The sequence below is a fragment of the Flavobacterium proteolyticum genome, from assembly GCF_015223105.1.
Taxonomy (GTDB): domain Bacteria; phylum Bacteroidota; class Bacteroidia; order Flavobacteriales; family Flavobacteriaceae; genus Flavobacterium; species Flavobacterium proteolyticum.
The window spans coordinates 103,446-123,840 of sequence record NZ_JADFTZ010000002.1 but is presented as its reverse complement, the minus strand read 5'-3'; the positions used below and the strand labels follow the sequence as shown (position 1 = coordinate 123,840).

General features: G+C 33.2%; 18 protein-coding genes and 2 tRNA genes. 6 read left to right on the top strand and 14 right to left on the bottom strand.

Annotated elements, in window-relative coordinates:
- Nucleotides 1-110 precede the first annotated feature (110 nt).
- The 3 genes from rimO to IM755_RS05985 form a co-directional block, all read right to left on the bottom strand.
- Nucleotides 111-1,412, bottom strand: coding sequence for a 30S ribosomal protein S12 methylthiotransferase RimO (rimO, locus tag IM755_RS05995; RefSeq protein ID WP_194094739.1), 1,302 nt, complete (start codon nt 1,410-1,412; stop codon nt 111-113).
- A 201-nt stretch (nt 1,413-1,613) separates the two neighbouring features.
- Nucleotides 1,614-3,161 carry an OmpP1/FadL family transporter gene (locus IM755_RS05990; RefSeq protein ID WP_194094737.1) on the bottom strand — a complete coding sequence of 516 codons (1,548 nt, stop codon included), beginning with the start codon at nt 3,159-3,161 and terminating at the stop codon, nt 1,614-1,616.
- A 30-nt stretch (nt 3,162-3,191) separates the two neighbouring features.
- Nucleotides 3,192-4,142: a hypothetical protein gene (locus tag IM755_RS05985; protein ID WP_194094735.1), complete on the bottom strand. Its 951-nt coding sequence runs from the start codon at nt 4,140-4,142 to the stop codon at nt 3,192-3,194.
- A gap of 101 nt (nt 4,143-4,243) precedes the next feature.
- Between IM755_RS05985 and proS the strand changes: the two genes are divergently transcribed.
- The 6 genes from proS (at nt 4,244) to IM755_RS05955 (ending at nt 8,840) form a co-directional block, all read left to right on the top strand.
- The gene (gene proS / locus IM755_RS05980) at nt 4,244-5,722 is read left to right on the top strand and encodes a proline--tRNA ligase (RefSeq protein WP_194094733.1); all 1,479 of its coding nucleotides are present in this window, start codon (nt 4,244-4,246) and stop codon (nt 5,720-5,722) included.
- Nucleotides 5,723-5,838: 116 nt separating this feature from the next.
- Nucleotides 5,839-5,910: transfer RNA gene (locus tag IM755_RS05975), tRNA-Glu, on the top strand.
- A 29-nt stretch (nt 5,911-5,939) separates the two neighbouring features.
- Nucleotides 5,940-6,011, top strand: a tRNA-Glu gene (locus IM755_RS05970).
- A gap of 156 nt (nt 6,012-6,167) precedes the next feature.
- Nucleotides 6,168-6,419, top strand: coding sequence for a 30S ribosomal protein S20 (gene rpsT, locus IM755_RS05965; RefSeq protein WP_026724626.1), 252 nt, complete (start codon nt 6,168-6,170; stop codon nt 6,417-6,419).
- Nucleotides 6,420-6,563: 144 nt separating this feature from the next.
- Nucleotides 6,564-8,363, top strand: a complete 1,800-nt coding sequence (gene typA / locus IM755_RS05960; RefSeq protein ID WP_194094731.1) for a translational GTPase TypA — start codon at nt 6,564-6,566, stop codon at nt 8,361-8,363.
- Nucleotides 8,364-8,408: 45 nt separating this feature from the next.
- On the top strand, nt 8,409-8,840 hold the full coding sequence (locus tag IM755_RS05955) for a hypothetical protein (RefSeq protein WP_194094729.1): 432 nt from the start codon (nt 8,409-8,411) through the stop codon (nt 8,838-8,840).
- Nucleotides 8,841-8,894: 54 nt separating this feature from the next.
- Here IM755_RS05955 and IM755_RS05950 read toward each other — a convergent pair whose 3' ends face one another.
- From IM755_RS05950 to IM755_RS05900, 11 genes are all read right to left on the bottom strand, one after another.
- Nucleotides 8,895-9,905: a peptidylprolyl isomerase gene (locus IM755_RS05950; RefSeq protein ID WP_194094728.1), complete on the bottom strand. Its 1,011-nt coding sequence runs from the start codon at nt 9,903-9,905 to the stop codon at nt 8,895-8,897.
- A 10-nt stretch (nt 9,906-9,915) separates the two neighbouring features.
- Nucleotides 9,916-11,004, bottom strand: a complete 1,089-nt coding sequence (locus IM755_RS05945; protein WP_194094726.1) for a peptidylprolyl isomerase — start codon at nt 11,002-11,004, stop codon at nt 9,916-9,918.
- 6 nt (nt 11,005-11,010) lie between these two features.
- Nucleotides 11,011-11,568, bottom strand: a complete 558-nt coding sequence (gldI, locus tag IM755_RS05940; protein ID WP_194094725.1) for a gliding motility-associated peptidyl-prolyl isomerase GldI — start codon at nt 11,566-11,568, stop codon at nt 11,011-11,013.
- A 4-nt stretch (nt 11,569-11,572) separates the two neighbouring features.
- Nucleotides 11,573-12,583 (bottom strand): DHH family phosphoesterase, encoded by a 1,011-nt coding sequence (locus IM755_RS05935; RefSeq protein WP_228063906.1) that lies wholly within the window; start codon nt 12,581-12,583, stop codon nt 11,573-11,575.
- A 44-nt stretch (nt 12,584-12,627) separates the two neighbouring features.
- Nucleotides 12,628-14,646, bottom strand: a complete 2,019-nt coding sequence (locus IM755_RS05930; RefSeq protein WP_194094723.1) for a T9SS type B sorting domain-containing protein — start codon at nt 14,644-14,646, stop codon at nt 12,628-12,630.
- Between the two features lie 16 nt (nt 14,647-14,662).
- Nucleotides 14,663-15,514 (bottom strand): ABC transporter permease, encoded by an 852-nt coding sequence (locus tag IM755_RS05925; protein WP_194094721.1) that lies wholly within the window; start codon nt 15,512-15,514, stop codon nt 14,663-14,665.
- A gap of 7 nt (nt 15,515-15,521) precedes the next feature.
- A complete protein-coding gene (locus tag IM755_RS05920; RefSeq protein ID WP_194094719.1) occupies nt 15,522-16,418 on the bottom strand; it encodes an ABC transporter ATP-binding protein in 897 nt (298 codons plus the stop codon).
- Nucleotides 16,419-16,550: 132 nt separating this feature from the next.
- Nucleotides 16,551-17,861: an ABC1 kinase family protein gene (locus IM755_RS05915; protein WP_194094717.1), complete on the bottom strand. Its 1,311-nt coding sequence runs from the start codon at nt 17,859-17,861 to the stop codon at nt 16,551-16,553.
- A gap of 4 nt (nt 17,862-17,865) precedes the next feature.
- Nucleotides 17,866-18,525 carry a TetR/AcrR family transcriptional regulator gene (locus IM755_RS05910; protein WP_194094715.1) on the bottom strand — a complete coding sequence of 220 codons (660 nt, stop codon included), beginning with the start codon at nt 18,523-18,525 and terminating at the stop codon, nt 17,866-17,868.
- Between the two features lie 142 nt (nt 18,526-18,667).
- The gene (locus tag IM755_RS05905) at nt 18,668-19,726 is read right to left on the bottom strand and encodes a nucleoid-associated protein (RefSeq protein ID WP_194094713.1); all 1,059 of its coding nucleotides are present in this window, start codon (nt 19,724-19,726) and stop codon (nt 18,668-18,670) included.
- A 99-nt stretch (nt 19,727-19,825) separates the two neighbouring features.
- Nucleotides 19,826-20,377: an IS1096 element passenger TnpR family protein gene (locus IM755_RS05900; protein WP_194094711.1), complete on the bottom strand. Its 552-nt coding sequence runs from the start codon at nt 20,375-20,377 to the stop codon at nt 19,826-19,828.
- Nucleotides 20,378-20,395: the final 18 nt, after the last annotated feature.

Below are 20,395 nucleotides of genomic sequence, written 5' to 3'. Positions count from 1 at the left end.
CAAATTTACCAATAAAAAATGAAAGTAGATATGACAATTGTCATTTCAAATAAAAAATCCTTACAAAAAAATGTAAGGATTTAGATATAATTTTGAACACTAAGTAGAAGTTAAACGGGTTCAGCATACAAGTCAAATTCGGTAGCATCTGTAATTTTTAAGTTTACAAAATCTCCTGTTTTTAAATAGTGTTTAGAAGCGTCAACTAATACTTCGTTATCCACATCCGGACTATCAAATTCTGTTCTTCCAATGAAATATTGACCTTCTTTTCTGTCAATTACACATTTGAAAGTTTGTCCAATTTTCTCTTGATTTAAATCCCAAGAAATTTGCGATTGTAAATCCATAATTTCAGCAGCACGCGCTTGTTTTACTTCTTGAGGAACATCATCTTCTAATACAAAAGCCCCCGTATTTTCTTCATGAGAATAGGTAAAACATCCTAAACGCTCGAATTTCATTTCTTGTACCCAATCGCGTAGAATTTCGAAATCTTCCTGTGTTTCACCTGGATATCCTACAATCAAAGTAGTTCTAATTGCCATTCCTGGAACTCTTTCTCTAAATTCTTGTAATAATTTAGTTGTTTTCTCTTTTGTGGTACCACGTTTCATCGATTTTAAAATATCATCTGAAATGTGTTGCAACGGAATATCAATATAATTACAAATTTTTGGTTCGCGTTTCATTACGTCTAAAACGTCCATTGGGAAACCACTAGGAAAAGCATAATGCAAACGAATCCACTCAATTCCTTCTACTTTAACTAAGTTTTCTAGTAATTCAGCAAGATTACGTTTTTTGTATAAATCTAATCCGTAATAAGTTAAATCTTGAGCTATTAAAATTAATTCTTTTACTCCTTTTTTAGCCAAACCTTCTGCTTCTTTAACCAATTTTTCAATAGGTTGCGAAACGTGTTTTCCACGCATTAACGGAATCGCGCAAAAACTACAAGGTCTGTCACAACCTTCGGCAATTTTTAAATAGGCGTAATTTTTTGGAGTTGTAGTTAAACGCTCTCCTAATAATTCATGTTTGTAATCGGCACCTAAAGCTTTCAATAAAAGCGGTAACTCTGTAGTTCCAAAGTATTGGTCAACATCTGGAATTTCCTTCTCTAAATCAGGACGGTATCTTTCTGATAAACATCCGGTAACGAATACTTTATCTACTAAGCCTTGGTCTTTTTTGTCTACATATTCCAAAATCGTATTTACCGATTCTTCCTTTGCATTATCAATAAAACCACAAGTGTTAATTACTACGATATTGCCTTCTTCTTCATGAGCAACATCTTTTCCGTTGGCTTTTAGTTGTCCCATTAAAACCTCACTGTCGTAAGTGTTTTTAGAACATCCAAGAGTAATTACATTGATTTTATTTTTCTTTAACGATTTGGTTCTCATGCTTTTAATTTTGAGGTGCAAAATTACATAAAATAATTAGTAGAAGCACCAGCGATTGGGATTTTTTTAATGGTTTGGTTCCGCTGTCCGCTATATCCGCCAAGGCGGGATGTCGCTCCCATCGGGGCTAGCGGTTGTGGCTTGGGTATAAAAAAACCACTTCGGTTGAAGAAGTGGTTTGATATTTTGTTTTAGTTTTTTTTAGAAATTAATAGAATAAGTAACGGTAATATTGTTATTTGTTGTTCTTATTCTTGCAGTATCATTCATTCCTGAAGAAATTAAAGACTGGTTATAATTTCTGTGGTCGTTAGCATAAGCTACATCTAATCTGCTTTCACCAAAGTTGTAGCCAATTCCTGTAGAATAACCAGTTAAATCTCCCATTGCAAAATCTACTTTGTATGGACTTTCTTCAAATCTATATCCTCCGCGAAGACTCCATTGTTTGATTTTGTATTCACCACCAATTCTTAATTCGTATGCGTTTTTAAATTGACTATCCATTTGAGAGTTTAAATCGCTAAAGAAACTATCGTTGGTTGGTTTAAATTTAATGTTGCTATAATCTTTTGTTGCATAATCAACGCTTATTAATCCTTTTTTTCCAAAGATATAAGCGCCACTAAAAGTCCATTTACTTGGTGTTTGAATTTTGTAGGTTTCATAAATATTAACAACGTTAGGGTTAACAACATCTTGATAATCTGTTGTTCCGTCAGTAGTTCTCACAATTAAACGTTGTGATAATTCGTCATTTAAATTATACCATGTTGGAGATTCATAAGCAACACCGGCTCTAAAATTATCAGTAAATTTATAAATTGCCCCTACATTCATAGAAAATCCAGTTCCATAAGTATATAATTCATTATCAAATTGGATATCGGTAACAGTCAATCCAGAAGTGTATAATGGGTTGTTATTTCCTTCGTATACTGAAGTTGATTTTGTATAATCTGTAAAATGAGCATTTAAATTGAATCCCAAAAACAATTTGTTTTTGTATGCTGTAGCAAAGTTAGCTGAAAGTTTACCATTAAATCCAGATGTTTGCACATAGTTTTCATGGTAATAATTTCCTCCTGTTGGTACATTGGTATAATAATCAACATTATTTGGGTCAGCGTCATCAAATGCTTCAAATAAGAAAGCTTGGTATCCTAACATTGCTTGTTGTGCTGGAAACCCTAAGCCTGAAGTTTCTCCAAGATAAGAGTACAATTGGGATACAGTTTCGCCAGGTTGTAATTGCATATACTCTAATGGTAATCCTTGTGCTTTGTCTATAAAATAACTTCCAATAGAATTATACGGATTCACACCAGCAGAAAAGATATTGTTGTCAAAATTGTTGGTGCTATCATAGTTAAGTGCAACAGCAATTTTTGACCAATCGGAATTTCCAGAGGCATCATTAAAAATTAAAACAGCTCCTAACTGATTTAAATCTAATGTGCTATGGTTTTCTTTAGTTCTGGTTCCAAAATAATCAGAGCGATTATGAGCATTAAGACTACTTACTGTAACACTTGCAAAGTTGTTGTTGAAAAATAATGATCCAGCAGGATTTATATTGATAGAAGATAAATCTCCACCAACAGCACCAAATGCACCACTCATAGCTCTGAATCTAGCTGTTCCGGTCAAATTATTTACAGCATATCTTAGAGCATCATTAGTAGTAGTTTCTTGTGCAGTAGCCAAAAGAGAACTACCAAAAATTATGGATAATAATAATTTTTTCATTTCAATTTTTTTTAATCTTTAGTGAATTATTTAACCTCTTCCGCCTCTTCCGCCTCCGCCGCCAGAACGACCTCCGCCTCCGAAACTTCCGCCACCAAAACTTCCTCCTGAAGAACTTCTTGGTGATGAGTAGTTATTACTTCTTGGAGAAGAGCTATTATCTCTAGGTGTTGATGTTCTAGGTGATTGTGTGTTGGTTCTTGGTGTGTAAGTACCTTCTCTAGGTGTAACGTTTTGGGATCTTGGAGTTGTGTTTTGAGATCTTGGTGTAGAGTTGTGTGATCGTGGAGTGTTATTTCTAGTGTCAAAACTTGGACGTGGTGTATTAGATCGATTTGAAGTTCTTCCTCCACCATTATAGTAACCATTTCCTCCTCTGCGACCATGATTGTATGCGACATTGTTTCCGTAATTACCATAATATCCCCAACCATTTCCATAGTAGCCTCCCCATCCAGGGCCATACCAACCATTCCATCCCCAGCCAGGTCCATACCATGAATTCCATCCCCAGCCAGCGCCATACCATGAATTCCATCCCCAACCCCAGTTAGGTCCATACCATGAATTCCATCCCCAGTTCCATCCTAATCCCCAATATGGAGAGTACCAGTTGTTCCAACCATAACCATTATTGTAGTAATTGATAGTTACTTCGGTTGCGTTATTTCCCCAGTCTGCATTATTATTGTTACTGTATTGAGTGTTGTAAACAGTTACTACGCTATCTTTTTTTTCGGTGCCATCTTCTGAGTAGTAGACATAGTCATTTTGCATTTCTCTAAACTTTTGAGAATAAGCATTGTTGTTTTGAGAATTATCTTCAACAACTACAACTTTTTGTTTCTCTGAAGTTGTATATACACCGTCATCATAATAGGACGCATTTTGATAGGAACCACATGATGTTGTGATTATTGCCATTAACCCAAACAAAGAAAATATGGCATTTTTTTTGGTAAACAAGTAATAAGTTTTCATAACTCTTATTTTTTTATTGTTGGACACTTCAAATTTAACTATTTTTGCCAAACAAATTAGTTAAAATTTATACAAACAATTTTTGTGCCAAAATATTCATAATGAGCAAGAACTTAACAACAAGAGCTGAAGATTATTCCAAATGGTATAACGAACTAGTCGTAAAGGCTGATTTAGCAGAAAATTCAGGAGTAAGAGGATGTATGGTGATTAAACCATATGGCTATGCAATTTGGGAAAAAATGCAAGCTGAACTAGATAGAATGTTTAAAGAAACTGGACATAGTAATGCTTATTTCCCCTTGTTTGTACCAAAGAGCATGTTTGAAGCGGAAGAAAAAAATGCTGAAGGCTTTGCGAAGGAATGTGCCATTGTGACGCATTATAGACTTAAAACAGATGAAGAAAATAAAGGAAAATTAATCGTTGATCCTAATGCTAAATTAGAGGAGGAATTAATTGTTCGTCCAACTTCTGAGGCTATTATTTGGTCAACTTACAAAGGTTGGGTGCAATCTTACCGTGATTTACCTTTATTGATTAATCAATGGGCAAATGTGGTTCGTTGGGAAATGAGAACGCGTTTGTTTTTAAGAACGGCTGAGTTTTTATGGCAAGAAGGACACACGGCTCACGCAACACGTCAAGAAGCGATTGAAGAATCTGAAAAAATGATGAATGTGTATGCTGATTTTGTTCAAAACTTCATGGCAATTCCAGTGATTAAAGGTTTAAAAACAGAAACAGAACGTTTTGCTGGAGCTGATGAAACGTATTGTATTGAAGCGTTAATGCAAGATGGAAAAGCATTGCAAGCAGGTACTTCGCATTTCTTAGGTCAAAATTTTGCAAAAGCTTTTGATGTGAAATTTGCTAACAAAGAAGGGAAACAAGAACACGTTTGGGGAACTTCTTGGGGCGTATCAACACGTTTGATGGGAGCTTTGGTAATGACGCATTCTGATGATAAAGGGTTAGTTTTACCTCCGAACTTAGCGCCTATTCAAGTAGTGATTGTGCCAATTTATAAAACTGATGAGCAATTTGATGCGATTTCTGAACAAGTAAATGGTTTAGTTGCTGAATTGAGAAAATTAGGTGTTTCAGTTAAATACGATAATAGAGATACTCAAAAACCAGGATTCAAATTTGCAGAATGGGAATTAAAAGGAGTTCCAGTGCGAATTGCTCTTGGACCAAACGATTTAGAAAACGGAACTTACGAAATTGCTCGTAGAGATAATTTATCTAAAGAGGTTGTTGCTAAAGAAGGAGTAGTGGCTTATATTCAAAATCTATTAGCAACAATTCAAAATGATTTATTTGCTAAAGCATTGGATTACAGAGATACTCATATTACGGAAGTAAACTCTTTTGAAGAGTTTAAAGAAGTTTTAGAAACAAAAGGTGGTTTCTTAGCGGCACACTGGGATGGAACTGCAGAAACTGAAGAAAAAATCAAAGAATTAACAAAAGCAACCATTCGTTGTATCGCTTTAGATAGAGTAGAAGAGGCCGGAACTTGTGTTTTAACAGGAAAGCCTTCAACTGGAAGAGCCTTATTTGCAAAGGCTTACTAAAAAAATAGTAAAAAAAGCGAAAAAAAAATATTGATGCTATTGCAGGAATAAAAAATGTGTTTATCTTTGCACTCGCATTACAGAAATGAGGTCTTTTAGAACTCAGAGTACGAGATGGCCCGTTCGTCTATCGGTTAGGACGCCAGGTTTTCATCCTGGTAAGAGGGGTTCGATTCCCCTACGGGCTACAAATATTGAGATTAAAGAATTGGTTAATGGCCCGTTCGTCTATCGGTTAGGACGCCAGGTTTTCATCCTGGTAAGAGGGGTTCGATTCCCCTACGGGCTACAAAATTAGTTGTAAATAAGTTTTATAAAATAATAATTGGTGTCTCGGTTATTGTTTTATTAGTTAAAACCAAAGTGTTCGCCTAGGTGAATGTGGGAGGTTTTTCTTTTTTAACTAGTAGTTTATAACAATTATTACAATTAAAAAAAGAACAAAATGGCAAATCATAAATCTGCTTTAAAAAGAATTAGAAGTAACGAGAAAAGAAGAGTATTAAACAGATACCAACACAAAACTACTCGTAATGCTATCAAAGCTATTCGTTTAGCTACTGACAAAGCTGAGGCTTCTGCAAAATTATCAACTGTGATTTCTATGATTGATAAATTAGCTAAGAAAAATATTATCCACGATAATAAAGCTTCAAACTTAAAATCTAAATTAACTAAGCACGTAGCTTCTTTATAGTCTACTGTTGGTAAAATATACTAAAGCTCTCATTTCGAGGGCTTTTTTTATACGTTATTATTATGTTATTTCTACTAAAGTATTGATTACTATAGTGTTTTTATCAAAATAAACATTACCTTTGCACCTTCAAAAATTTTATAAATGACTTCTATTAGAAACATCGCAATTATTGCCCACGTTGACCACGGTAAAACTACTTTGGTTGATAAAATCATGTACCACTGTCAGTTGTTTCGTGAAAACGAAAACACAGGAGATTTAATCTTAGATAATAATGACTTAGAGCGTGAAAGAGGTATTACTATTACTTCTAAAAACGTTTCTGTAACTTACAAAGGAACAAAAATCAACATTATCGATACTCCAGGTCACGCCGATTTTGGTGGTGAAGTAGAGCGTGTACTTAATATGGCAGATGGTGTTTGTCTTTTAGTAGATGCTTTTGAAGGACCAATGCCACAAACGCGTTTCGTATTACAAAAAGCGATTGACTTAGGTTTAAAACCTTGTGTTGTTATTAACAAAGTAGATAAAGAAAACTGTACTCCAGAAGAAGTTCACGAAAAAGTTTTCGACTTGATGTTTGAGTTAGGTGCAACAGAAGAGCAGTTAGATTTCCCAACTGTTTACGGTTCAGCTAAAAACAACTGGATGTCGGATGATTGGAAAAACCAAACTGAAAATATTGAGCCATTATTAGATATGGTTTTGGAACATGTTCCAGCTCCTAAAGTTTCTGAAGGAACGCCTCAAATGTTAATTACATCTTTAGATTTCTCTTCGTTTACAGGTCGTATCGCAATTGGTCGTTTACAAAGAGGTGTTTTACGTGAAGGAATGAATGTTTCTTTGGTAAAAAGAGATGGAAAAATAATCAAATCAAAAATTAAAGAATTACATACTTTTGAAGGTTTAGGTCGTAAAAAAGTAGAAGAAGTTGTAGCAGGTGATATCTGTGCGATTGTAGGTTTAGAAGGTTTTGAAATTGGTGATACTGTTGCTGATTTTGAAAATCCAGAAGCTTTAACTTCTATTGCAATTGATGAGCCAACAATGAGTATGTTGTTTACAATTAATGATTCTCCTTTCTTTGGTAAAGAAGGAAAATTTGTAACTTCTCGTCACATTAAAGATCGTTTGAACAAAGAGTTAGAGAAAAACCTAGCATTAAGAGTTAACGAAACTGATTCTGCTGATAAATTCTTAGTATTCGGTCGTGGTGTACTTCACTTATCAGTTTTAATTGAAACCATGAGAAGAGAAGGATATGAGTTACAAATTGGACAACCACAAGTAATCATCAAAGAAATCGATGGTGTAAAATGTGAACCAATTGAAGAATTAACAGTTGATTTACCAGAAAATCTTTCAGGTAGAGCGGTAGAATTTGTAACTATCCGTAAAGGTGAAATGTTATCTATGGAGCCTAAAGGAGAGCGTATGATTATCAAATTCAACATTCCATCTCGTGGAATTATCGGATTGAGAAATCAATTGTTAACTGCTACGGCTGGTGAGGCTATTATGTCGCACCGTTTTATTGATTACCAACCATTCAAAGGTGAAATTCCTGGTCGTTTAGGTGGTTCATTAATTTCTATGGAAAACGGAAAAGCAATTCCTTACTCAATTGATAAATTACAAGATAGAGGTAAATTCTTCGTTGATCCTAATGAAGATATCTACGAAGGTCAGGTAATTGGAGAAAATTCACGTGGAGATGATATGGTGGTGAATGTAACTAAAACTAAAAAATTAACAAACGTACGTTCTTCTGGTAATGATGATAAAGCAAGAATTATTCCTGCAATCAAATTCTCATTAGAAGAAGCTTTAGAGTACATTCAAAAAGATGAGTATGTTGAGGTAACACCAAAATCGTTACGTTTACGTAAAATCTATTTGAATGAAAACGATAGAAAACGTTTCAAAATAGCATAATTTTTAAATCCCGATGAAAGTCGGGATTTTTTAGCAAAAACAAGAATGGAAATTAAATTAAAATACGGAATCGACAATTTGCTTTTCGGAATGAAAGAGCAAGATGTTATTAAAATTTTGGGTAAACCCGATACACAGTATAAAGACGAAGAAGAGAATGTTGTGTTCATGTATAACACTAGAAAACTTCGCTTGATTTTTTATAAAGAAGAAGCTTTTAGATTAGGCTACATGACAACGACAAATCCAATTGTAAAGTTGTTTAATACAACTGTAATTGGTAAGAATTGGAGTGATGTTTTTCCTCTTTTAGAAAAAAATAAAATTAAACCATTTGAAACGGATACAGTAGAAGGAATGATTAGTTATTTTAATGAAGAAAACTGGTTGTTTTTCCACGTAGATTATAACGAAATTGTTAAAATTGAAGTAGGTGCCGTTTTTAGTGATAAAGACGAATTTGACTGGAGATTTTAATTCAACAGAAATAATAAAAAAAGCCGCTAAGTTAATTTTAGCGGCTTTTTTATTTTATTGGTTTATCTTAATTAATTCTATTTCAAAAATTAAATCAGCGTTAGGTGGAATTACTCCGCCAGCACCCCTTTCACCATATGCTAAATTAGAAGGAATATAGAATTTGTATTTAGAACCTTCAGACATTAATTGAACACCTTCTGTCCAACCTTTAATTACTTGGTTTAAACCAAAATCGATAGTTTCTCCTCTTTGAACACTACTGTCAAAAACTTTTCCATCTAAGAACATTCCTGTGTAATGTACTTTTACATTACTTGTAGCAACTGGTTTGTTTCCTGTTCCTTCTTGTAATACAATATATTTTAAACCACTAGGTGTAGTTGCTGCATTTGCAAATTCTTTTAAAGCTTTTTCTTTGGCTTCTTTTTGTTTTTCTACAGCTAATTTTTCTGCGGCTTCTTTTTTCACGAAGTAATCTGCAAACGTTTTTTCGGCATTGAATTTTTTAGCTTCTTTTCCTACTCTAATAATCTTTACAGAAGTAATTATATCATCTTGTACAATTTTATCAACAATGTCTAATCCGCTAGTTACATGTCCAAAAACGGTATGTTTTCCATCTAACCAAGGTGTTGCTTTGTGAGTGATAAAAAATTGACTCCCGTTTGTAGCAGGTCCCGCATTTGCCATTGATAAAATTCCTTTTCCTGAATGTTTTAAATCTGGTACAATTTCATCATCAAATTTATAACCCGGTCCACCAGCACCGGTACCTTCAGGGCAACCACCTTGAATCATGAAATCAGCAATTACCCTATGAAATTTTAATCCATTATAAAATGGTTTTCCTTTGTATTTAGCATTTGTTTTTTGGTTTTTTCCTTCGGCAAGAGAAATAAAATTAGCTACTGTTATTGGTGTTTTTTTGTATTCAAGTTCAACTACAATTTTACCTTTTGTAGTATTTATTTCTGCAAAAACACCTTCTTTACTTTTGTCTTGAGCAACTGAAAAAGTAATGCAACTTATTGCAATAAGTACTATATTAAAAATATTCTTCATTGTATAAATATTAGTTTATTGGTTTGTTTTCTAAAAGCTCTACTTCAAATACAATATTTGCATTTGCAGGAATAACGTCGCCCGCACCTTGTGGTCCATAACCCAAATCAGAAGGGATGTATAACATCATTTTATCTCCATAGCTCATCATTTCAACTCCTTCGTTAAAACCTGGAATGAAAGGTAAACTGCCTATAGTTACTGGATAACCCGCATATCCATTTTGGTTGGCTCTGTTTTGATCAAATTTTCCGTAAAGTTTAGCAACATCTTCATAACTAGTATCAAAAAGTTGGCCATTTTCTAAATAGCCTGCATAATGAATTAAAACTTGTGTTCCATTTGTTGGTTTTTTACCTGAACCTTTTTTGATAATTTGATAAATCAATCCTGATTTAGTTTTAGTGCCTGTAGCTTTAAGAGAAGTAATTTCTTTTACTTTATTTTCGATATTTTGTTTTGCTTTTTCTTCAGCCTCTTTAATTTCTTTTTCAACAGAAGAATAATAGTTTTTAAAAATTTTTACAGCATCAAATTTCTTGGCATCATTTCCGATTCTGACAATTGTAATTTTTTCAATAATATCGTCTGCTTCAATTGTATTGATTACTTCCAATCCTTCAACTACTTCTCCAAAAACGGTATGCATATTATCTAACCATGGTGTTTCTTTATGTGTGATAAAAAATTGACTTCCATTGGTACTTGGTCCAGCATTTGCCATCGACAAAATTCCGGCTTTTGAGTGTTTTAAATCGGGATGAAATTCATCTTTAAATTTATAACCTGGTCCTCCAGAACCATCACCATTAGGATCTCCACCTTGAATCATGAAATCTGAAATTACGCGATGAAATTTTAATCCATCATAAAAAGGTTTTCCTTTAAATTCTTCACTCACAAAAGGATTTTTTCCTTCTGCTAAGGTTACAAAGTTAGCAACGGTATTTGGAACTTTTTCAAATTCTAACTTTACAATAATGTTTCCTTTTGCAGTTTCAATATCGGCATATAAACCTTCTTTTAGGTTGTCGTATGATTTTGAACAAGAAGCAAAGAAAGTAGCAATGCTTAGTAGTAAAATTGAGGTAATCTTCATTTGTATTTAGTTTTTAGCTTGTGTGTCTAATTTAATATCGTTTAAACTTACAGTGCAAATAAGAGGTTCGTTTGTTCCAATTTTTTTATCATCGCCATGATAACCATATGCCATATGAGATGGGAATAAAAAGGTAACTGTTTCTCCTTTTTTCATTAATTTAATACCGTCACGTAACCCCATCATGATGTTTTCTTTATCTACATAATAGGTTTGTGGTTTTGTTTCGGACATGCTATAAATGATTCTGTTTTTTAAATCTTTTATTTCATAATCAAAGAAAGCAATATCACCTCTTTTTGGAGATGGTGTTACTTCTTCCACTTTGGTTTCGTATTTGTACCAATAGCCTTTATTTGAAGCTATGTATGATTTAAGTGAATCGTTTTTAATAATTGCTTCAATTAAATCTTCTTCATCTGCGATTAAAACTTTATTTCGCTCGATTGATTCTTTTATAAAAGTTCCTGATGTATGTGAAATAGGTTCTCTGGCTTGTTGCTGTTGTGAACAACTTGCTAAGAAAATCATCGATCCAAAAAGGAATAAATTTTTAATTTTCATTTGGTTACTTTTTTTCTTTTGCTAAAATAGCAATAAATTGTTGTACAGTTTCTTCTAATGATAAAAAAGATTTTCCACCTGCAGCATTGATGTGTCCACCGCCATTAAAGTGATTTCGTGCAAATTGGTTCACATCAAAATCTCCCTGTGAGCGGAAAGATATTTTGATAATGCCTTCTTCTTTGTTTTCGATAAAAATAGCGGTAAATTCAATTCCTTTGATACTTAGTCCATAATTTACGATGCCTTCAGTATCTCCTTTTTGATGTCCAAATTCGTTTAGTTCATCTTGCGTTAAGGTGATGTAAGTTGTTTTGTATTCAGGAAGCATTTTTAGGTTTTGAAGTGCTTTTCCTAACAATAGCAAACGGTTGTAAGAAGAATTATCAAAAAGTAAATTGTGAATTTCACTATTATTGATGCCTTGGTCAATTAAATCGGCAACACATTTGTGCGTTTTGCTTGTTGTTTTTGGAAAACGGAAACTTCCAGAATCAGTAACAATTCCTGTATATAAACATGTTGAAACTGTTTTGTTGATTAGATTTTCAAAACCTAATTGATGAATAAAATCATACACCATTTCACAGGTAGAACCATAAGTAGTGTCTGAAAAAGTATAGGTTGCATAGCCATCTGGCGCTTGGTGATGATCAATCATTACACTTGGAACGGTTAGTGTTTTTAACACATTTTCCATTTGGTCACCAGTACGATGCAATGCATTAAAATCTAATGTAAAAAGTAATTCTGTTTTTTCTAAAATGGCTTTACAAGTATCAAAACTACGTTCAAAAATGATAACTTTTTCGCTTTCGGGAAGCCAAGCTAAGAAATCGGGAAATTCGTTTGGAGCCATAACAATTACTTCGTGTTGTAATTGTTTCAGGGTGTGATATAAGCCTAAAGTTGAACCCATAGCGTCTCCATCAGGATTTCTATGAGGTACAATTGTAATTTTTTTTGGTGTAGCTAAAAGCGATTTTATAGCTTCAATTTCGTGTATTTGCATCATACTGCGAATATATTATTTTGTAAGCTATTCTGCAATTATTATGCCTAACGTTTTAATGCGAAATGTCCTTTAATGGTTTTACCGTTTGTTAATTCGATTGTAAACCAATAATCGGTTGATGGAAGAATTTCTCCATTGAAAGTGCCGTTCCAACCTTCATTTGCTCCAGAGACTTGTTTTATTAATTTTCCATAACGATCAAAAACAGTGATAATACTATTTTCTAAATTTCGTTTATCTAGATTTTTAATATTCCAAGTATCGTTATATCCATCACCATTTGGTGTGAAATATTTTGGATAATCTAAAATGTAAAACGTTTCGAAAACTATACCACAACCTTTTTTATCTTGAACATAAACGGTGTATTCGCCAGCGCTTAAATTGCTAAAAACATTAGAATCTTGATAGTTAACGCCATCTAAAGAAAATTCATAATCGCCTAAACTTGAAGCGGCAACTTGAATAATTGCTGAATTATTTTCTTGAAAATCGTTAATAATTATGTCTTCAATTGTTGCAATTCCTGATGCTTCAATAGTAAACGTTTTTGTTTTAGAACAGTTTAAAGCATTGGTAAGTGTTACTTCATAAATTCCACCTGAATTTACAGTAATTTGCTGAGTGAATTGAGGCGGATTTGTATTCCATTCATAAGATGAAAATCCACTTCCTGCATCTAAAATTAATGACTCATTTTCACATAATCCAATGGTTTCATCTACTAAAACAGTGTCAAAAGTGTTTACTCTTAAATTCACAGGATAATCTGAATAACAGCCTTGAACATTCATTACTCTTGCATATATCGTTTGGTTGTAAGCAATTGTATTTGTAAAGTTGGAAGGTAATTCTGTTGTGCTTGTTGGTAGTTCAAAAAATGAAACTATATAATTTGAAGGAAGATTGATAAATAATTGATTTTTAATTGTATCTAAATTGAAAATAGTTTTTCCGTCCTGAGTAGTATCTGCATCACATTCTGTAAATGTGTTTTGATTAATGGTTAATACTTCTGCGTATTCAATTTTTATAGCACCTGTTGTTTGACAAGTTGGGCCATAATTGATTTCAACCGAATAATCTCCTGCAGAAGTAATGTTATAAGTTGCGCTTGTTGCACCAGGAATTGCGATGTTGTTTTGAAACCATTGGTAGCCAGTTGCTCCAACTTGCGTAGCATCAACTACTAAATTTTCACCTTGACATAAAGGGTTTCCATTTGCTATTAAACGGTCATCACCAATATCAATTGTAAAATTAAAACTTCCTCCTCCAAGGAATATGGCTGAATCATAACGATAATTTCCTTCATCTGCTATAACTAATTTAATATGATAAGTTTGGCCAGGAATTACATCTGATTGTGCAGTTAAAACGGTAGTTTGGCCATTAAAATTGGTAGGATGAGTAGTTCCGTTAAAAGCATCAAAATAGGCTGCATTAGCTGGCGGACAAATTGTTCCAGGGCCACGAACAGTATTCACTTTAACAGGGGTTGTGGTTCCCGGAATAACGGCTAAATTTTGATAACTAATATCTCCATTTCTTTTTAGTAAAAAAGCAAATCCATCTGTAAAATTACATTGATTAGAAGATGGGTTTGTTAAATATTGTTCTGATGAAAAAATGTAATCAAAGCTGATTTTGTTTCCTAAAGGAATAAAATCAAACTCTAAAACAGTAGCATTAAAAGTATTGCTTAAACCTAATGCTTCGTTTAAGTCTGCATCGCCATCCCAACCCATGCTTCCACCATCATCTGATAGGTAGGAATTTGGTCCTGGCGCATTATTGATTTTTCCTGTTGAAAGAATAATTCCGTTTTGAAAAGGAAATGTAGTTCCTGTAGCATCAAAATAGCCAAAACTTTTTTCGCCAGAAGCAAAATTTCCTCCTGAAACACTAACATTAAAAACGTTAGCACAAGGGCTGTTAATTAATATATCTTCAACTAAATCTTGTGGGGTATATCCTTCATCAACCGAAATATTTTGAGCGTTTCCAAATTGGAATCCAAACCCAATAATTATAGTAAAAAAAGTGTATTTTAATCTACTCATAGCATCGGCAAAGATACTACAAATCGCGCTTTTTAAGAATGTAATAAGATGTTAAAATAAATATAAAAGTCCAGACTAAAACAATGCTAATTTGTGAGAAATGAATGCTGTAATCTTTTGCGGTTTGGGCACCTCCAACTGCATTTTCAATTGTTTTAATAGCGCTTAATCGAGTGATAGGTTCTTTTATTAAATTACTCATCGATTCTATAGGGAAGTACTGAATAATAGTGTCTCCAAAGTTTTTATGTTTGTCATCACCTCCTAAAATTACAAATTTTAATAACCAATAAAAGATGTTTTCACCTACGAACCAAACGAACAAAAAACCTAGAGCAAAAGCACTTCGCTTTACTAAAATTCCTAAGAACAAACAGAAAGAGAAAAAGGCAAAAAGTTTGATAAAAAATGCTAACAAATATTCTAAATCACTTAAAACGATTGATAATTCATTGTATGATGAGAAGGAATAACCTAAAATTAAAGACATTATGAATACAAAAATTGTTGAAGCAGCAGCGAAAGAGCCAACAACTAGAAATTTAGAAAGTATAAATTCTTTTTTGCTTAATCCGTCAATAAGGTTTTGTTTTAGTGTTCCGTAAGTGTATTCGTTTGCCATCATCGAAACAATAACTATGGCTAAAAATATTTTGAAAAATGCCGCAACATAAGTGTTAAAATGCCATATGTAGGGAAAGTTGAAAATCCCTTGGTCAGCAATTCTAATTTCGAAAGTTCCAATACTAAATTTTATTGAGGCAATTAAGGCAATGAAACTTAGTAAAATAAAATAGGTTAGTAGTAAAACGCGGCTGGCTTTGTTTTTCCAAATTTTTTGAAATTCTATAGAAAGTAATCTTTTCATCAGATGGTTAGTTTTTTGTTAATTCAAGGAATTGTTCTTCAAGGCTGTTTTTTCTTTTTACCAAATGTTCTAAAACAATTTTTTGCTCAAATAAATAGGAATTCAAATCTTGAGCGGCAATGTCTTGTTTTAAGTATACCAATAGTTTCCCATCTTCTTCAATAGTGTTTTCTACAAAAGAGTGTTCGTCTAAAACGGTTTTTAATCGAAGCATATCGTTTGATTTTAGTTCGAAGAAACTGTTGTTTTCAATCATGTTGTGCACGGTTCCTTGATACAACATTTCGCCTTTTCGTAAAACTACCACATGACTACACACTTTTTCTACTTCGTCTAATAAATGCGAAGCCAATAGAATTGTTGTTCCTTGTGATGCAATTATTTTAATAATATCTCGAATTTGACGAATTCCTTGCGGATCTAAACCGTTGGTAGGTTCGTCTAAGATTAAAATTTCTGGGTCGTTTAATAGGGCAGAAGCAATAGCCAAACGTTGTTTCATTCCTAAAGAAAAGGTTCTGAATTTATCGTTTTTGCGTTCTAAAAGCCCTACTAATTCTAACTTTTCATCCACTTTTGAAAATGGCGTTCCTTTGATTTTACAAACTAATTCCAAATTTTCTTTGGCAGTCATGTACGGATAAAAGTTGGGTCTTTCGATGATGGCACCTACTTTTTTCAAGGCGTCATGTGTTGCAACTTTTCCTCCAAACCATTCAAAATCGCCTGAAGTTTTGTTTACAACATTTAATACAATTCCTAAAGTGGTTGATTTTCCTGAGCCGTTTGGACCCAAAATACCGTAAACATTTCCTTTTTTGATTTCGAAAGAAACATTTTTAACGGCGTGTAAGTGTTTATTGAAAATCTTGTTGAGATTCGAGATTTTTAAAATGGTTTCCAAGTTTGTTCGTTTTTTGATTTATAAGTAAGACGAACGAATTTTAGATTTGTTACGGATTGAAGTGAATGTCAATAAAAAATCCCTAACATTATGGCTTAGTTAGGGATTTTAAGGTATTGCTTGGGGCAAAAATTAATATTGAATAAAGTTGTTGATTTTAACTTTTGTAGCTTTTAAATCGTGCATTAAATTGTACAAACCAAAGAAAGTTCTGTTGATATAAATAAAATGCTTCGAACCGCGATTTCCGTTCATGTTACGTAATTCCGTGTTTTTTGAATAACGTTCACCTAAATCGGCAATTTGCCCGAAAAATTCTTCGTCTGAAAAATCAAATTCTTCAACATGGAAAGGTCGTGCAAATAAGCTTAATAATTCATGGAACATTTCGGTGAAGAATTCAATTTCTTCTTTTGTGTCTTCTTTTCTTAAAATTTCTAATTCGTATAATTTCGATTGGAAGAATTCTGGATTGTTCAAGTTTTCTTTTTTCGCTAATTCGAAATACGGTACATAAAAATCATTTGGAACTTCTTTGATACAACCAAAATCTAAAGCTACTAATTTCGTGTCTTTAGTAATTAAGAAGTTTCCAGGATGCGGATCGGCATGCACTTTTCTCAAATTGTGCATTTGGAACATATAAAAATCCCAAAGCGTTTGGCCTAAAATATTCGATTTCTCAGCATCAGTATTATGAGCGGTGAATTCTGATAAATGTTCGCCCGTCATCCAATCCATCGTAATGATTTTCTCAGAAGACCAATCTGGGTAGTACTTTGGAAAAATTAAATTTGGAATGTTTTGGCAAGCTTCGGCCATTTCCATGCTTTGTTTTACTTCGTTGATGTAATTGGTTTCTTCAATCAATTTATCTTCAACTTCCTTGAAATATTTATCTGAATCTTTTCCTTTAATGTTGAACATTTTTATGGCAATAGGTTTTACTAAAGCCAAATCCGAACTAATACTTTCTGCCACTCCTGGATATTGAATTTTCACAGCAAGTTTTTTCCCATCCTTGGTAGCTTGGTGCACTTGACCAATGCTAGCCGCATTTATAGAAGTGGCATTGAAGGTATCATATATTTCGTTTGGTTGTTTACCAAAGTAATTCTTAAAGGTTTTGTTTACCAAAGGAGCCGACAACGGCGGAACCGAAAACTGCGCCAACGAGAATTTTTCCACGTAAGCTCTTGGTAAGATATTTTTATCCATACTCAACATTTGTGCGACTTTCAAAGCACTTCCTTTTAGTTGCTTTAAGCTGTCGTAAATGTCGGCTGCATTATTTTTGTTGAGTGATTCCTTAGCTTCTTCTTCGGATTTGGTGATTTTATCTCCGTAATATTTGAGATAATTCACACCGACTTTAGCTCCGGTTTGAATTAACTTAGAAGCGCGTTGGATTTTTGATGTTGGGATACTATCGATTGTTTTCATGTGCTTACATTTTAAATGAGCCTCTTTCGTGCCACATGAATTTTCCAAAATCTATAAGACTTTTGAATGGAGTAGTATCCATCAAATCAAAACTGGTATTGACAGATTTTTCGATGAAAATATCGGTTTTTTCGAATGAAATTGATGTGTCCTCAATCCAAAACTTCAAAGTGAATATGAATTGGAACCAAGCCATTTCACTCATGGTTTTCTCTTGAATTTCGATTAACTTTTCTTGTTTTAAATCTATTTTTTCAATGTCTAAAGTATCGTAAAACTGTTTGAAGCTTTTTCTTAATTCACTCAATTTTGACAAACTTTTCAATTTGTTTTTGTCTTCTTTCAATAACGCAACCACGAAACTTCTATTAGCGGTTAACATTTCAAAATAAGTAAAATAGAAACTCAACAATTGCGTGCGAGCATCGTATGAAGCAAATTCTTCACTTTTTCCTAATAATTCTAATGTGTTATCGAAAAGCGAAGTGAAAAAGTTTTGCTCAATTTGGTTAAATGAAGCGTAGTGTTTGTAAAACAAACCTTCTTCAAAACCAGCATGTTTGGCAAACAAATAAACCGATTGCGGTTGCTTGTTGTGTTCTAAGAAATAATCGATGTATAAACTTAAAATGCCTTCTTTGTTTATTTCTTTCTTTTTTGCCATGATTTTAAATATTTTTCTCAAAGGTACAGAATGTTTAATTTAAAATCAAAAAAGTTAAACAAAATATTTTGTTAAAGTTCTTTCAAAAAAAACCTCAATTGCGAATTTGCAATTGAGGTTTAATAATTTGTATGTAAATGGCTTACGATTTCTGCTCTTTATTGAAGTAAACTAAATAATAATACATTTGTTTTTCTTCGTCCCAACCTTTCTCCACGAATTTCTCCGCACTTTCTGGGTTGATGAAATCCAATTTGATTTGGATATTGGTGTCCAATTGAATCGTGTTTTTCAAAGAACGACGCACATCTGTTACTGCAGCATTTGCAATTGGAAAACTTGAAACATCTTCGATGCTGTATTTGGCACCTTTATCCACTTTATAATTTTTGAATTCTGGAATGAATTCAGGATTTTGCATTACTTCGTTTAAGAAAGCCGTTTCTTCAAACTCATCATTTTTTGCAAAGTGATTGATAGCACGGTTCATGAACAACACTTCTTGTTGCTTGTCTTCAGCAGGTAAAACTACTTCTTTGGCAAACTCTTGACAGAATTTCAAGTATTTCTTCGTCATGAAGTTTTCGTCTTGAAACGCATCAACCGATAAGAAATGTTCTAACCAATAGCGTGCATCGTAACGGTTGCTATCTACAGTTAAAATTTTGTAACCTTCTTCTTTTTTGTAATTGAAAATGATACAACCTTTGTCTAATTTATTTAAGTTGATTCCTTGTTGTAAAATCATTTCTAAATTGCTTCCGTTTTCTTCGAATTGTAAAAAATCGGTTTGTACTTCACTTTTGAAAACTCCTATAGCATCTACTACATTATTATCAATAGAAACGTGTGTGAAATAAGCAACATACACTTCTCCATTTTTAATATGAGGATGATTCGATTGTTCAAAAAGGTGTTTTGTGATTTTTTTAGAAACGTTGTGAATTTCGCCTGGGTTGTTAAAAACTTCGGTAGCAAAATTGTACATTTCGTTGTATTCTAAATCTACTTCATGAGCAAACTGAAAGTAGTTTTCTTCTTTTTCTCTAAAAGGTTTAAAGAAAAATTCCTTCAATAAAGGCATAATTTCATCATTCAACCCGTATGGGTTTTCAGATAAGAAAATAGCTTCGTTTCTACTTTTATTTCCTACTCTATGAATCGATAGGTTTTCGATATGTGCGTTAAATAAGTTGATCATTATTAATGTGTCAATTTGTCAATTAGTCTATAAGCCAATTAACATTGTTAGTAATTAAGTTTTATAATTGGCACATTGCCATATTAGCACATTGGCTAATTAATTCCAATTTTCTTCAAATCCCATGTCTTCGAAGCTGTCATCGCCATCAAACATGTCGAAATCATCATCATCGAATTCGTCTTCAAAGTCACCGTAGATATCGTCATTTGATAAATCACCTCTCAATCCGCTTTGACCTGCTTCTGCTGGTAATTCGCCATGAGAAAATAATAACGCAGGATAGGTTTCGCCAGCTTCTTTTTCTTCTTCAATTGCTGCTAATTCCACGAAGAATGTCCACATACTAAAGAAATCATACACATAGACCATTTTTGTATTGTCTTGGTGCATCAAATCATCAATTTTGAAATCCACCATCGTTTTCATTTCGCCAGGAACTTCGCCTGTGTCAAACAATGGAATTTCGTCTTCTTCGTTCCAAGTCCAGTCGTCTTCACAAGTAAAGAACGAACCTGTTTCTGTTCCATCAAAGCCAAAAGCGTTTACGATAGCATTGTGCAAATCTTCTAGCGTGTTGTCGCTTTCAATGGCAATATCTCTAAAAATATCTTCTTCAGCATCGAGAATCACTCGGAATTTGTAAATCATAATCTTTGAAATTTTAAG